This window comes from Aeromonas sp. 602658, assembly GCF_049173005.1.
In the GTDB taxonomy this organism is placed as follows: domain Bacteria; phylum Pseudomonadota; class Gammaproteobacteria; order Enterobacterales; family Aeromonadaceae; genus Aeromonas; species Aeromonas veronii_A.
Genome location: NZ_JAAKRF010000044.1, coordinates 1 through 13,970, shown reverse-complemented (window position 1 = coordinate 13,970; position 13,970 = coordinate 1). Strand labels below are relative to the sequence as shown.

General features: G+C 60.4%; 11 protein-coding genes and 2 pseudogenes. 6 read left to right on the top strand and 7 right to left on the bottom strand.

The window, feature by feature from the left end:
* Positions 1-2: 2 nt before the first annotated feature.
* A complete protein-coding gene (recF, locus tag G5253_RS19055; protein ID WP_005339305.1) occupies positions 3-1,106 on the top strand; it encodes a DNA replication/repair protein RecF in 1,104 nt (367 codons plus the stop codon).
* Entirely contained in the window at positions 1,103-3,514 is a 2,412-nt protein-coding gene (gene gyrB, locus G5253_RS19050; RefSeq protein ID WP_005357188.1) for a DNA topoisomerase (ATP-hydrolyzing) subunit B, read from the top strand. The genes recF and gyrB overlap by 4 nt, the downstream gene beginning before the upstream one ends.
* Positions 3,515-3,613: 99 nt before the next feature.
* Here the strand turns inward: gyrB and G5253_RS19045 are convergent, their stop codons facing one another.
* Entirely contained in the window at positions 3,614-4,573 is a 960-nt protein-coding gene (locus G5253_RS19045) for a helix-turn-helix domain-containing protein (protein ID WP_266135163.1), read from the bottom strand.
* Between the two features lie 91 nt (positions 4,574-4,664).
* Positions 4,665-5,435, bottom strand: coding sequence for an MBL fold metallo-hydrolase (locus G5253_RS19040; protein ID WP_266135164.1), 771 nt, complete (start codon positions 5,433-5,435; stop codon positions 4,665-4,667).
* Positions 5,436-5,715: 280 nt separating this feature from the next.
* Between G5253_RS19040 and G5253_RS19035 the strand changes: the two genes are divergently transcribed.
* Entirely contained in the window at positions 5,716-6,129 is a 414-nt protein-coding gene (locus G5253_RS19035) for an Hsp20 family protein (RefSeq protein ID WP_167570594.1), read from the top strand.
* 92 nt (positions 6,130-6,221) lie between these two features.
* Entirely contained in the window at positions 6,222-6,662 is a 441-nt protein-coding gene (locus G5253_RS19030) for an Hsp20 family protein (protein ID WP_139440385.1), read from the top strand.
* A gap of 72 nt (positions 6,663-6,734) precedes the next feature.
* On the opposite strand, the gene G5253_RS19025 is transcribed toward G5253_RS19030, so the two are convergent.
* Positions 6,735-7,985: a valine--pyruvate transaminase gene (locus G5253_RS19025; RefSeq protein WP_127007973.1), complete on the bottom strand. Its 1,251-nt coding sequence runs from the start codon at positions 7,983-7,985 to the stop codon at positions 6,735-6,737.
* 293 nt (positions 7,986-8,278) lie between these two features.
* On the opposite strand from G5253_RS19025, the gene G5253_RS19020 reads away from it, so the two are divergent.
* A complete protein-coding gene (locus tag G5253_RS19020) occupies positions 8,279-8,512 on the top strand; it encodes a hypothetical protein (protein WP_266135166.1) in 234 nt (77 codons plus the stop codon).
* On the opposite strand, the gene G5253_RS19015 is transcribed toward G5253_RS19020, so the two are convergent.
* On the bottom strand, positions 8,442-9,266 hold the full coding sequence (locus G5253_RS19015) for an AraC family transcriptional regulator (protein WP_266135167.1): 825 nt from the start codon (positions 9,264-9,266) through the stop codon (positions 8,442-8,444). The two genes, G5253_RS19020 and G5253_RS19015, sit on opposite strands and share 71 nt — an antisense overlap.
* A gap of 92 nt (positions 9,267-9,358) precedes the next feature.
* Between G5253_RS19015 and G5253_RS19010 the strand changes: the two are divergent.
* Positions 9,359-10,487, top strand: a pseudogene (locus tag G5253_RS19010) (multidrug effflux MFS transporter).
* Positions 10,488-10,491: 4 nt separating this feature from the next.
* Here G5253_RS19010 and G5253_RS19005 read toward each other — a convergent pair.
* From G5253_RS19005 to G5253_RS18995, 3 genes and pseudogenes are all read right to left on the bottom strand, one after another.
* The gene (locus G5253_RS19005; RefSeq protein ID WP_005355774.1) at positions 10,492-11,175 is read right to left on the bottom strand and encodes a response regulator; all 684 of its coding nucleotides are present in this window, start codon (positions 11,173-11,175) and stop codon (positions 10,492-10,494) included.
* Positions 11,176-11,233: 58 nt separating this feature from the next.
* On the bottom strand, positions 11,234-13,822 hold the full coding sequence (locus G5253_RS19000; RefSeq protein WP_421204031.1) for an ATP-binding protein: 2,589 nt from the start codon (positions 13,820-13,822) through the stop codon (positions 11,234-11,236).
* 68 nt (positions 13,823-13,890) lie between these two features.
* Positions 13,891-13,970, bottom strand: a pseudogene (locus G5253_RS18995) (potassium-transporting ATPase subunit C); the annotation flags it as partial.

The following is a 13,970-nucleotide window of genomic DNA, read 5'->3' as shown; positions in this document are numbered from 1 at the left end:
TCGTGTCCCTGGTCAAACTCCAGCTCAGCGACTTTCGCAATATCCAGCAAGCCAGTCTCAAGCTGTCGCCCGGCCTCAACATTCTGGTCGGGTGCAATGGCAGCGGCAAGACCAGTGTGCTGGAAGCCATTCACTACCTTGGTCTGGGGCGCTCCTTTCGCACTCATTTGACCGGGCGGGTCATCCGCCAGGGGGAGAGGGCCTTTACCCTGTTTGCCCAGTGCGAGCTGGAGGGGCGTCAGGTACCGATCGGTCTTGCCAAAGACAAGAGTGGCGAGACCCAGCTCAAGATTGCCGGGGCACAGGCCCAGCGGCTTGCCGATTTGGCGGAGCTGTTGCCGGTGCAGTTGATCCATCCCGATGGTTTCAACCTGCTGACGGGCGGGCCTCAGGCTCGCCGCGCCTGGCTCGATTGGGGTGTCTTCCATCAGGAGCCGACCTTCTTTGCCCTGTGGGGACGAGTGCGGCGGCTGCTGAAACAGCGCAATGCGCTGTTGCGCCAGAGCACCCAATACCGCCAGCTGGCGTTCTGGGATCAGGAGTTGGTACGGCTGGGTGGTGAGCTGGCCGAGTTTCGCGCCAGTTATTGTCAGGCCATTACGCCCCTGATCAAGGAGATGACGGCGGATTTTCTGCCGGAATTCGATATCAGTCTCGGCTTTTACCGGGGCTGGGAGAAAGATACTCCCCTCGGCGATCTGCTGGAGGCGGGGTTTGAGCGGGATCGGGCGCTGGGCTATACCGGTGTCGGTCCGCAGAAAGCCGATGTTCGCCTCAAGGCGAACGGGGTGCCTGCTCAGGATATTTTGTCCCGGGGTCAGCTGAAGTTGCTGGTCTGCGCCATGCGACTGGCCCAAGGGCTCTATTTGAATCAACATAGCAGCCGTGGCTGTATTTTTTTAATTGACGATTTTGCCTCTGAACTGGATGTCGACAAGCGCCGCTTGCTGGCCGCAAGGCTGAAGCAGTGTGCGTCCCAGGTGTTTATCACCGCCATCGACACCGGTCAGCTCGCAGACATGATGGATGCGAATGACTGTAAGTTGTTCCACGTGGAACAGGGTAAAATCTCCGAAACGTTAGAGAAGGCAGAGAGTAAGCTATGAGTGAAAATACTTACGACTCCTCGAATATCAAGGTGCTGAAGGGCCTGGATGCGGTCCGCAAGCGCCCGGGGATGTATATCGGCGATACGGATGATGGCTCGGGTCTGCACCACATGGTGTTCGAGGTCGTTGATAACTCCATTGACGAGGCGCTCGCTGGCTACTGCTCCGATATTCTGGTCAAGATCCATTCCGACGGTTCTGTCTCTGTGCGTGACAATGGCCGGGGTATCCCGGTAGACATGCACGAGGAGGAGGGCCGCTCCGCCGCAGAGGTCATCATGACCGTGCTGCACGCTGGCGGTAAGTTTGATGACAACTCCTACAAGGTATCCGGCGGCCTGCATGGCGTGGGTGTCTCGGTAGTTAACGCCCTCTCTGATAAGCTGTTGCTGACCATTCGTCGTAACGGCCACGTCTACGAGCAGACCTATCATCTGGGTGAGCCGCAAGCGCCGCTCAAGCAGATTGGCGACAGCACCGGCACCGGTACCGAAGTTCGCTTCTGGCCGAGCCCTGCCATTTTCAGCGATACCCTGTTCCATTACGAGATCCTGGCCAAGCGCCTGCGCGAGCTCTCCTTCCTCAACTCCGGTGTCTCCATCCGTCTGCAAGACGAGCGTGATGGCCGCGAGGCGCATTTCTGCTACGAGGGTGGCATCAAGGCGTTCGTTGAATACCTGAACCAGAACAAGACCCCGATCCACCCGAAGGTGTTCCATTTCACCACCGAGCAGGATGGTATCGGCGTGGAAGTGGCGATGCAGTGGAACGACGCCTATCAGGAAGGGGTCTACTGCTTCACCAACAACATCCCGCAGCGGGATGGTGGTACTCACCTCGTTGGTTTCCGTACCGCGCTGACCCGTACTCTGAACTCCTATATGGACAAAGAGGACTACAGCAAGAAGGCCAAGTCTGCCGCCAGTGGCGACGACGTGCGTGAAGGTCTGATTGCCGTTATCTCCGTCAAGGTGCCGGATCCCAAGTTCTCCTCCCAGACCAAAGACAAGCTGGTCTCTTCCGAAGTGAAGACCGCCGTTGAACAGGCGATGGGTGAGAAGCTGGCCGACTTCCTGCTGGAAAACCCGGGCGATGCCAAGATCGTGGTCAACAAGATCATCGATGCGGCCCGTGCCCGTGAAGCGGCCCGCAAGGCCCGCGAACTGACCCGCCGCAAAGGCGCGCTGGATATCGCCGGTCTGCCCGGCAAGCTGGCTGACTGTCAGGAAAAAGACCCGGCTCTCTCCGAACTCTACATAGTGGAAGGGGACTCTGCTGGCGGTTCCGCCAAGCAGGGTCGCAACCGGAAGAACCAGGCCATCCTGCCGCTCAAGGGCAAGATTTTGAACGTAGAGAAGGCCCGTTTCGACAAGATGATCTCCTCGCAAGAGGTGGGCACCCTGATCACCGCACTGGGTTGCGGTATCGGTCGCGACGAGTACAACCCGGACAAGCTGCGTTATCACAACATCATCATCATGACCGATGCGGACGTCGATGGTGCGCACATCCGTACTCTGCTGCTGACCTTCTTCTATCGTCAGATGCCGGAAATCATCGAGCGTGGCTACGTCTATATCGCCCAGCCGCCGCTCTACAAGGTGAAGAAGGGCAAGCAGGAGCAGTATCTGAAAGACGAAGATGCGCTGCTGCAGTACCAGACCGCCATGGCGCTGGATGGTGCGACCCTGCACGTCAACGAGTCTGCCCCGGCCATTGGTGGCGAGGCACTGGAGCGTCTGGTCAACCAGCACCGCTCGGTGACTCACCTGATCACCCGCATGTCTCGTCGTGCGCCGGAAGCCGTGCTGACCCAACTGATCTATCAGCCGGAGTTGAACGAAGCGCTGCTGAACAGCGAGAGCGATCTGCTGGCCTGGTGTCAGGGTATGGAAGCCGTGCTCAACGAGAGCAACCACGGTATCCAGTACCAGATCCAGGTTCGTCGTGACGAAGAGCGCAGCCTGTACGTGCCGCACGCCGTGGTACGTCAGCACGGTGTCGACCGCGAATATCCGCTCAGCTACGACTTCCTGCAATCCGGTGAGTACCGTCAACTGGTCTCGCTGGGCAAGGAGATCGCCAACCTGATCGAGGAAGGTGGTTTCATCAAGCGTGGCGAGAAGGTGAAGCCGGTTGCCAACTTCGTGGAAGCCGTCGAGTGGCTGATGGGCGAAGGCAAGCGCGGCATCTACATCCAGCGCTATAAAGGGTTGGGCGAGATGAACCCGGACCAGCTGTGGGAAACCACCATGGATCCGGAAGCCCGCCGCATGCTGCGCGTCACCATCGACGATGCTGTCGGTGCCGACCAGCTCTTCTCCACCCTGATGGGTGATGCCGTTGAGCCCCGTCGTGACTTTATCGAGACCAACGCCCTGCGCGTAGCCAACCTCGACGTCTAATCGACGCTGTCAGACAGCAAAAAGCCGCTCCCTGTGAGCGGCTTTTTGTTTTTGGGCGGAAGAATTTGCACGTTCCACGTGAAACATCGAGTCTGTGTATCAGGAGTTTTGGCCACGAAAAGATCGTCGCCACTCGCTGGGGGAGATGGCAAAGCGGGCTCGAAAGTGATTGCGCAGAGAGGTGGCACTCTTGAAGCCGACCAGCTCGGCGATGCGATCGATGGAATGACCGCTCACTTCCAGCAACTCCTGACTGCGCCTGAGCCGCTCCGCCAGCAACCATTCACCCACCGAGAGGCCGGTTGCCTGATGAAAACGGCGGGTAAAGGTGCGCCGACTCATCAGGGTGTGGGCTGCCAGAGAGTCCAGGGTGTGAGGCTCGGCCAGATGAGCACGCAGGTGATCGAGCAACTGGTTCATCCTGACATCGCGGGTGGAGGCGGGCACCGGCTGCTCGATAAACTGGGCCTGACCCCCTTCCCGGTGGGGCGGGATCACCAGCCGTCGCGCCACCTTGTTGGCGATGGCCGAGCCGTGGTACTGGCGTACCAGATAGAGGCAGCAGTCCAGCCCGGCGGCAGTGCCTGCCGAGGTGACCAGCCCTTCGTCATCCACATAGAGGGCGTTGGTATCGAGCTGCACGCAGGGAAAGCGGTGGCAGAAATCCTGCTCGTACTCCCAGTGGGTCGATGCCTTGCGTCCATTGAGCAGCCCGGCGTAGGCGAGCACATAGGTGCCGAGACAGAGCCCGACCAGCCGGGCACCTCTGGCTCTGGCGGCAATCAGGGCATCGAGCAGCGCTGCGGGTGGCCGTGCAGCCGGGTCGTGCCAGAAGGGGATGACGATGATCTCCGCCTCGGCCAGCACCTCCAGCCCATGGGGAGCCTGAATGGTGAATCCTTGCGCCGAGTGTGAATGAGGGTTGCCATCGCCGCAGCAGATCTTGAGCTCGAACAGTGGCTGGCCCGGCAGGATATCGCCGAAGATGAGACAGGGGACGGCGCAGTGAAAAGGGCTGAAGTGATCGAAGGTCACCACGGCAACGATCGGGGTGGTCATGGTGTTGGCTCCTCTCTGCGCGCAGACCACTCATCATAAGCGTTCGGCAGTGAAAGCCGAAGGGCCATCTCTGGCATGGCCCTTTTGTGGATCACAGTGATATCGCCTCGCCATCTTGCGGCACCCGTACCCGATCCATCATGCCCCGTACCGCCAGATAGTCGTGCAGCTCCTGGCGTGACAGCACTGCGTGGTTGACCGCCTCCATATGGCTGGCGATCAGCGTGGCTTGCGGTGCGGCCTGATAAACGGCGGCGACATCCTCCTTGCCCATGATGATGGAACCGAGCCCGGGCACCTGTGCATCGCCACAGTTGAGGATGATGACCTCGGGCTGATGCTGTTGCAGGGCTTGCTCGACCCGGGGATGCCAGATGGTATCACCGGCCAGATAGAGGCACTGCTCATCGGGGTGGGAGAAGACCACGCCGCACACTTCTCCCATGCGCTCGCCCAGTACCGCCATCAACTGGTCGCTGCCGTGCTGGCCACCGGTCTGTTGCAGGCGAATGCCGGCAAACTCGGGCTGGTCGTTCAGCAGGCGCACATCCTCAAAGCCACTGGCACGAATGGCATCGGCATCTTTCTGATGTTGCACCAAGAGTGGCAGATGCTTGGGGATTAGCTCTCTGGCGGCATCATCCCAGTGGTCGGGATGGTCGTGGGTGACGATAACGGCATCCACATCGACCAGCTCATCGATCGGTAGCGGCAGCTCGACCAGCGGATTGCGCAGCTGGCTGTTGGCGGTGCCCTCAAAGCCGGGGAAAGCCCCCTTGGCCGAGAGCATGGGGTCGATCAGAAAGCGGGTGCCGGCATAGTCGAGCAGCAAGGTGGCGTTGCGAACCTGGGTAATCTTCATGGGATGGCTCCATGTTGGCTGGTGGATATGCAACCAATTATGGGAGACGGAGCGAGTTGCCATCAGTGGCCCACGGGTCGATTATCATCACTATCGGGCCAACAGGTTGATGTTCTACAGGTCGGCGCGGCCATTTAAAAAATTTGAAAAAATCCCCTTGAAAGGAAAAAGTGAGCCCCTATATAGGTAACAAGGCCGGAACGCTCGACAGAGGTTTCGACCAGGTGCCCGTCCATCAGGAGGGCAAACAATCAGTTATCGCTCACAAGAGGGTAATACTATGCGTTCTATCGACTTTTCTCCGCTCTATCGTTCTGCCATCGGTTTCGATCGTCTGGCCAATCTCATCGAATCTGCGGCCAGCAATGGCAATGCCGGTTATCCCCCCTACAACATCGAGCAGTTGGGTGACAGCGACTACCGCATCAGCATGGCGGTAGCGGGCTTTACCCAAGAAGAGCTGGAGCTGAGCTTCCAGGAAAATCTGTTGACGGTGAAAGGCAACAAGCAGGCCGATACCGAGCGCAACTATCTCTATCAGGGGATCGCCGAGCGTGGTTTTGAGCGCCGCTTCCAGCTGGCCGACTATGTGCGGGTGAAAGGGGCCGACCTGAAAAACGGCTTGCTGCACATCGAGCTGGTGCGTGAAGTGCCCGAGGCGATGAAGCCGCGCAAGATCGAGATCAACGGCTGATAGCCTGAATTTACTGAAATTTTAAAATTTCCCGGGTGCCGACGACGGGCCTGTGGAGAGTTGACCCTGTTGCTTATTAGAAGGATAGGATTATGCGTAACCTCGATTTTTCTCATCTCTATTCCAACGCCGTCGGCTTCGAGCGGATGGCCCGTGAGCTGGAAGGTCTGTTCGAGCAGAAGACCGCCGCTTACCCCCCGTACAACATTGAAAAGCGCGATCAGGATGGCTATCGCATCACGGTCGCCGTGGCTGGCTTCGAGCGCAAAGAGCTGGAGCTGGAGACCGAAAACGGCACCCTCAAGGTGAAGGGGCGCAAAGGGGCTGCGGCCGGTGAGCGTCAGTTCCTCCATCAGGGGATTGCCGAGCGCGACTTCGAGCTCGCCTTCAAGCTGAGCCAGCACGTGGAAGTGCAGGGCGCCAAGCTGGAGCATGGTCTGTTGACCATCGACTTGGCTCGCGAACTGCCGGAGGCGCTCAAGCCCCGCGCCATCCCCATCGGCAAACCCGAGCAGCTGGCGCTGCCCGGCTAAGCAAACCGGATCGCGATAAACAACAAAGGCCTGCATCTGCAGGCCTTTCTGTTTTTGTATCGCCGGATTGGATTAACCAGCGTAGAGGGTGTTGATCTCGTCGGCCAGAATGGCGATGCCACGACGCACCAGCTCCTCGCTCTGGGAGTAGTTGAGGCGAATGCACTCCTGGCTGTGACGCCACTCGGGGTCATCGATGCCGGGGAAGAAGTAGTGACCCGGCACGATCAGCAGGTTCTTCGCCTTCAGTCGCTCATAAAGCTCCTGACAGTGGATCGGCAAGCCTTCAAACCAGAGCCAGAGGAAGAGGGCCCCTTCCGGTTTATGAATGTGGAAGCGCGGGTCGGGGATCGCTTCGCGCAGCAGCTGCACCGCCAGCTCCGCCTTTTGCTGATAGAAGGGCTTCACCACTTGTTCGCTGAGGGCGATAATCTCGCCGCTCTCGATCATCGGAATGGTGATGGCGGGCCCCAGACTGCCCGGCGCCAGATTGATGATGCCGCTCAGGTTGGTGATGGCCTGAATGATCTTCTCGTCGGCGATGACGATGCCGCAGCGGGTGCCCGGCAAGCCCAGCTTGGAGAGGCTCATGCAGAGGATGGTATTGGCGTTCCAGAACGGCTTGGCTTCGCTGAAGATGATGCCCGGGAAGGGAACGCCGTAGGCGTTGTCGATCAGCAGCGGGATTCCCTTGTCGCGGGCGATCTGGTCGAGGTGTTCGATCTCTTCGTCGGTCAGCACGTTGCCGGTCGGGTTGGTCGGGCGGGAGACGCAGATCACCCCGATATCGTCACCTACCTGCAGGCTCTCGAAATCCACGTGGTATTTGAACTGGCCATCGGGCAGCTTCTCGATGGTGGGCTTGTAGGCCACGAAGTAGTCGTCGGCCAGCGCCGAGTCGGCATAGCCGATGTATTCGGGGGCAAGCGGGAACAGCACCTTCTTCTTGCGGCCATCGGCAAATTCGCCGGCCAGCAGGTTAAACAGGTAGAAGAAGGCATTCTGGCTGCCGTTGGTCAGGGCGATATTGCGAGCCGAGATATCCCATCCCAGCTCCTTGCTGAGCAGGGCTGCCAGCGCTTTGGTGAACCTGTCTTTGCCCTGTGGGCCGTCGTAGTTGGCCATCGCTTTGACCAGCTCGCCGTTGTCGAGCAGGCTCTTGGCCTCGGCCTGAAAGCGTTCCAGCATGGCGGGGATGGGGGCCGGATTGCCGCCACCCAGCATGATGGCGTCCGGATTGGTCAGCCCCTGATTGAGGTCATCCATGAGTTGGGTAATGCCGGCGTGGCGAGTGAACTTCTCGCCGAACAAGGAAAATTCCATTCAGTGACAGATCCAGATTTGAGTTACGGGGATGTAGCACCATAGCTCAGTTTAAAAGTGGGTGTCGATCAAAAAGATGGGACGTTCCACGTGGAACATGGTGCAAAAATCAAGCGTGGTTAAAAGCACCAATTGTTGGTTTAAAAATGACCGAGCGGGATGCGTTTTGCGACTCAATTTGGTATCGAGATATAGTTAATTTAAACAAAATCATCATGTTATGAATTGCGTGAGGATTGGCACAACTATTGGAATAGCTATCTGGTCATCTCAACCATACCGGAGCAAACCAGATGAAAAGCCTGATCGCTACCCTGATTGTGAGTGCCCTGAGCCTGAACGTGATGGCCAACGAAAACCCGCTGCCCGAGCTGGAGAGTACCCAGCTGGAGCAGGATGTGCAGAGCGAGTTGCAACAGGCATCTCATGCCGTGGTGCAGGATGCGTTGCACAATCTCAAACCGCTGGCGCTGGATACCCTGGTGGTGGAGGCGAGTCAGGCTGTGGCGACTCACCCCGAGAGTTGAGGTAGCGCAGGGGGGTCTGTCCCGTATGTTGTTTGAAGAAGCTGATGAAGGCGCTGTCGCTGGAGAACTCCAGCGCAGCGGCAATCCGGCTGATGGGCTCGCTTTCTGCCAGCAGCTCCATGGCGCGCAACAGCCGCCACTGCTGACGCCACGCCTGATAGCTCATGCCGGTCTCCCGCATGAAGATGCGGCCAATGGTCTTGTCACTGGCACCCACCCGTTCGGCCAGCCGGTTGAGCCGATCGGGCAGGGCATCTCCCCGTTTCAACTGCTGTAGCCAGTCGCCCAGTCTGGGATCGGTCGGCAGCGGCAACTGCCACGACTCCCGCGGTGCCTGCTCCAACTCCTCCATAAACACTGCCACCGTCCGTTGCTGCTGCTCTTGCGGTTTGTCCCACGGCCAGAGCGCCATCCGTTCGATCAGTTCGTGCAGCAGCGGATTGACCGCCAGCACTTCCACCGTGCTGGGCAACTCGGGGTGCGGCTGGAAGTAGAGTGAGCGGTAGGCAACGACACCGCGCATCAAGATCCTGTGTGCGGTGCCTGCAGGCAGCCAGGCGGCGCGGGTGGGCGGCAGCAGGCAGACCCGACCTTCCAGCTCCATGGTCATGCAGCCGGATTGGGCGAACAGCAGCTGATGACGCTGATGTTGATGCTGGCCCGAGTCGTGCCAGCCGAGGGCGGAGGCTATGCCAATCACGCTGCCCGTCAGCTGGTCGGGGTCAAAAGGGTGATCGGGAAGAATAAAGGCCATATGTCCGATTTTTGATGTTTATAGTCCTGCTTATTGTAATCAGACAATCGGCATCTCTCTAGACTGGCGACCTCTTGTGAAGGAGGTTTGTCATGAACAACAAGTTGCCACCGCTCTGGCTGGTGGTGGGATTGATGATGTTTCCCCAAATTGTGGAGACCATCTACAGCCCGGTCCTGACCCACATCGCCAGCCAGTTTCAGGTGAGCGAAGGGCAGGCATCCCAGACCCTGTCGGTCTATTTTCTGGCGTTTGCGGTGGGCGTGGTCTGCTGGGGACGGCTCTGCGATCTGATTGGGCGCCGTCCCGCCATGCTGGCGGGTCTGCTACACCTATGGTGTAGGCACCCTGCTGGCGCTGCTGGCCAATCAGTTTGAAACCCTGCTGCTGGCCCGGGTTATCTCGGCCTTTGGCGCTGCGGTGGGATCTGTGGTGACCCAGACCATGCTGCGCGATAGCTATCAGGGCAGCGATCTGGCGCGGGTCTTCTCGGTGATGGGTATAGCGCTCTCCCTGAGCCCGGTGTTGGGGTTGCTCAGTGGTGGTCAGCTGGCGAGCGGGTTCGGCTATCTCGGGGTGTTCAGTGGTTTGCTGATACTGGCGGTAGGCTTGCTGCTGGTTGCCTGCTGGCAGCTGCCGGAAACCCGTCCGGCCACCACCCGGCAAGTCGAACTCTGGCCGCTGGCGCGCCGGATGATGAAGGATGGCGGACTCTGGCGCAGTGCCATGCTGGTCGCCCTGTTCAACACTATGCTGTTTGGCTACTACAGTCTGGCCCCCTTCCTGTTTGCCGGATTGGGATTGAGCACCGGCGAGTTTGGCTATTCGGGGATCTTGCTGGCGCTGGCGACTCTGCTCGGCAGCCTGCTCAACAAGCATCTGCTGGGGAGGGGGTGGCTGCCGTCCTCTCTGGTCAGGTTGGCTTGCGCTCTGGTGCTGGTCGCCGGGCTGCTGGTCTGGGCGAGTCAGTCCAGCCTCTGGTTCCTGTTGCCCATGATGGGTGTAGTCATCGCTTTTGGGCTGGCGCTCCCCAATGTGCTGAGTCAGGCGCTGCTGGCTTATCGCGAGGTGGCAGGCAGCGCTGGTGCCCTGTTCGGGCTTGGCTACTACCTGCTGCTCAGTCTGGGGTTGGCGGTGGCGGCCGGATTGCAGGATCTCGGCCTGTTGCTGAGTGGCTGCGGTCTGCTGGCGCTGATTTGCAGCGGGCGTCGTTCCACGTGAAACGTCAGTTGCCGATAAAGCGGTAGCCGATACCGGATTCGGTTTCGATAAGCGTCGGTTGCTGGGGGTTATCCCCCAGCTTTTTGCGCAGGCTGGCGATGACGATGCGCAGGTAGTGAGTGTCCTCCTTGTGGCTCGGCCCCCAGATGTCGTTGAGCAGCTGGGTCTGCATCACCAGCTTGCCGGGGTGGCACACCAGCGCCTGCAGCAGGGCGAACTCCTTGCGGGAGAGTGGGATCTCCTCCTCCTTCATGGTCACCTTGTGGCTGCTGATATCGAGCGTCAGGCCGCATTGGGGGAAGTGGCGCCGTTCGCCACTGCTGACGCCAGCCCGCTGGCGCAAGAGCACGCGAATGCGTGCCATCATCTCGCCGATGCCGAACGGCTTGCTCATGTAGTCGTTGGCGCCGGCATCCAGCAGCCGCACCTTCTCCTGCTCCGAATCACGGGCCGACAGCACCAGCACAGGATTGGGGTGGTGTTCGCGAATGGCCTGCAACACCTGAATGCCATCGCCATCCGGCAGACCGAGATCGAGGATCACCAGATCGGGGTTGAGGTGGCGATACTGCTCCAGCCCTTCATTGACCCCCACCGCCTCACTCACCTGATGCCCCTCGGCAATCAGGCTGATCCGCAGAAAGCGACGGATCGCCGCTTCATCATCTATGACCAGAATGTGCGCCATCGAACCTCCAGAGGCGAATGGTGGGAGGGGCTGAGTGACCCGATCTGGCGGTCAGCCATCAGACCTCCGGTGAATTGAGGGCGAGCGGCAGGGAGATGCGCATGCAGGTGCCGTTGCCATTGGGACCGGAGAAGGCCCAAATCTTGCCGCCGTGGGCCTCTATCATAGCGCGGGAAATGGCGAGGCCAAGCCCGGTGCCACGGCTGCCGCAATCGCCCACCGGCTGGGTGTAGAAGAGGTTGAAGATCTTCTCCCGATCCGACTCGGCGATACCGACCCCGATATCGATGATGTCGATGATGAGGTCGGGTTCGGCCACCATCACCTTGAACTCGATGGGGGTGCCTGCCGGCGAGTAGCGGGAGGCGTTGTCGAGGATGTTGACCAGCACCTGCTCGATCAGGGCGCCGTGCACATAGAGCTGGGGCACATGCTGATCGAAATGGACCAGCAGCTTGTGCTGGCGCCAGGAGGAGTCGAGCCGCTTGCGGGCGCTCTCCACCAGATCCGCCAGATCGACCCAGTCCCGTTTCAGCTGGAAGTCGGGGGAGCCGATGCGGGTCATATCCAGCAGATTCTGCACATAGCTGTGGAGGCGGCGCGCCTCCTCCTGCACCGAGTGGAGCAGTTCGTCACGGTCTTCGGCGGGGATCCGGTCACCATATTCCAGCAGGGTGCTGCCTGCCCCCATGATGGTGGCTAGCGGCGTCTTCAAATCGTGGGAGACCGAGGAGAGCAGGGCGGCGCGCATCCGGTCGGTCTCCGCCTGCAACTGGCTGTCGGCCAGCCGCTCGTTGAGGTCGATCCGCGCCAGCGCGGCGCGAATGTCGGTGAGCAGCGCCTGCAGCTGATGTTCGGCAGAGGAGGAGAGCGGATTGGCCAGCGTTATGCCGATCACCAGATCATCGCTGAGATGATGATACTGGGCCTCGGCAGCATTGAGGGTGGCGGTGTGGGCTCCGGCGCTCTGCTTCTGGGCCAGACACCAGTCGATGGCCGCCTTGTCGGTCTGGCCGGGCCTGTGCTTCTCGTTGCCGAGCCTGTCGTTGAACTCCTTGTCGATCACCACGGTCGGCTGGCCTAGCGCCAGTGAAATGGCCTGGGCACCTTGTCTGAGCACCTCCTCCGGGCTGCTGGCGGTGGCTAACCCCTGACTGAGGGAGAGCAGGGCATTGCCCAACTGCTGGGTCTCGCGCAGACCGATCAGCTGTTGCCGCTGGCGGGAGGCGAGCCGTCCTGCCGTCATGCCGACGATAAGCAGCACAAACAGGGTGAGCAGGTCGCTGTGGTTGGCGACGCTCAGGGAGAAGTAGGGGGCGGTGAAGAGCAGATTGTGGGCGATAAAGCCCAGCACCGCTGCCAGCGTGGCGGGCACCAGACTGGTGGTGAGGGCAGTCGCCAGTACCCCCAGCACGAAGATGAGCGGCAACGCTGCGGGGGGCAGCCAGTAGGATAGTCCCCATGCGATGGCCGAGGTGATCCCCATGATGGTCACCGCCAGCAGGCTGTGGTGAATATCTTTCGGGGTCGGGACGCGCATCCCCACTTCTGGCTTCTGCTTCTCGGTATCGACCAACGTGATTTCGAGCCCCTGCGCCTGCTTGAGCAGGTGTTGCACCAGCGAGCGGCGCCACGGCGCCTTGTGAGGTTTGCCGAGCAGCAGCTGGGAGACCTGCTGCTGTTCGGCGGTTTCCAGCAGGGTGTTGGCGACCGCCGGACTGGAGAGGGTCAGCACTTTGGCACCGAGGTGGGAGGCGAGCGCCAGCGCCTGCTCCACATCGGCCGAGCGGCAGCCATTGCTGTCGACATGCACTACCAGCCAGGGAAGTTGGCGGCGCTGGGCAAAGCGGTGGCCGTAGCGCACCAGCGCCGAGCCGTGCAGGTCACCGAGGCAAACCATCAGCTTGCCCCGCAGCGGCAAGGTGCTCTTGCCTGCTGCCTGCCATTGCAGTTGCAGATCGCCCTCCACATGGCTGGCGGCAGTCTGCATCGCCAGCTCCCGCAATGCGGTGAGGTTGTTGAGGGAGAAGAAGGATTGCAACGCAGCCTTGGCCTGATGGGGCACATAGACCTTGCCCTCCTTGAGGCGGCCGAGCAGCTCCTTGGGGGGGAGGTCGATAAGGATAATGCTGTCTGCATCGAGCAGAACCTGATCGGGCAGGGTCTCTTTGACCCTGACCCCGGTCAGCTGCCACACCAGATCGTTGAGACTCTCCAGATGCTGCACGTTGAGGGTGGTGTAGACGTCGATCCCGGCGTTGAGCAGCTCCTCCACATCCTGCCAGCGCTTCTCGTGGCGGCTGCCGGGGGCGTTGCTGTGGGCCAGCTCGTCCACCACGGCGATGGCCGGTTTGCGGGCGAGCAGGCCGTCGAGGTCCATCTCCTCCAGTCGCTGCTGACGGTGCATGTGGATCTTGCGCGGCATGATGGCGAGCTTGTCGAGCAGGGCCAGCGTCTCCTGACGGCCGTGGGTCTCCACCACGCCGATCAGGATGTCGACCCCCTCTTTGGCCTGTTCCCGCACCGCCTGCAGCATGGCGTATGTCTTGCCGACGCCGGGAGCGGCGCCGAGAAACACCTTAAGCTTGCCCTTGTGCTCCTGTTCCAGGCTCGCCAGCAGGGCGTCGGCCCTTACCTCATCACGCATGCTTATCCCTATCGAGCCAACTGCCCGTTGCGAAAATCGAGGTCATCACCAAACCGGAATGGGCGCCATCAGGCGCCCTTTTGATGATCCAGTTGCAGGTTGAGCTGGAGAATGTTGACCACCTGCGGGCCAAGGATACCAGCTTGTG

Bases quoted from the DNA above. Each gene is read 5' to 3' on its own strand.
- G5253_RS19020 (WP_266135166.1), top strand. From the start codon at position 8,279: ATGAAAAGCCTGATCGCTACCCTGATTGTGAGTGCCCTGAGCCTGAAC.
- G5253_RS19025 (WP_127007973.1), bottom strand. From the start codon at position 7,985: ATGGAATTTTCCTTGTTCGGCGAGAAGTTCACTCGCCACGCCGGCATT.
- G5253_RS19005 (WP_005355774.1), bottom strand. From the start codon at position 11,175: ATGGCGCACATTCTGGTCATAGATGATGAAGCGGCGATCCGTCGCTTT.
- G5253_RS19040 (WP_266135164.1), bottom strand. From the start codon at position 5,435: ATGAAGATTACCCAGGTTCGCAACGCCACCTTGCTGCTCGACTATGCC.
- gyrB (WP_005357188.1), top strand. From the start codon at position 1,103: ATGAGTGAAAATACTTACGACTCCTCGAATATCAAGGTGCTGAAGGGC.
- G5253_RS19000 (WP_421204031.1), bottom strand. From the start codon at position 13,822: ATGCGTGATGAGGTAAGGGCCGACGCCCTGCTGGCGAGCCTGGAACAG.
- G5253_RS19015 (WP_266135167.1), bottom strand. From the start codon at position 9,266: ATGGCCTTTATTCTTCCCGATCACCCTTTTGACCCCGACCAGCTGACG.
- G5253_RS19045 (WP_266135163.1), bottom strand. From the start codon at position 4,573: ATGACCACCCCGATCGTTGCCGTGGTGACCTTCGATCACTTCAGCCCT.
- G5253_RS19035 (WP_167570594.1), top strand. From the start codon at position 5,716: ATGCGTTCTATCGACTTTTCTCCGCTCTATCGTTCTGCCATCGGTTTC.
- G5253_RS19030 (WP_139440385.1), top strand. From the start codon at position 6,222: ATGCGTAACCTCGATTTTTCTCATCTCTATTCCAACGCCGTCGGCTTC.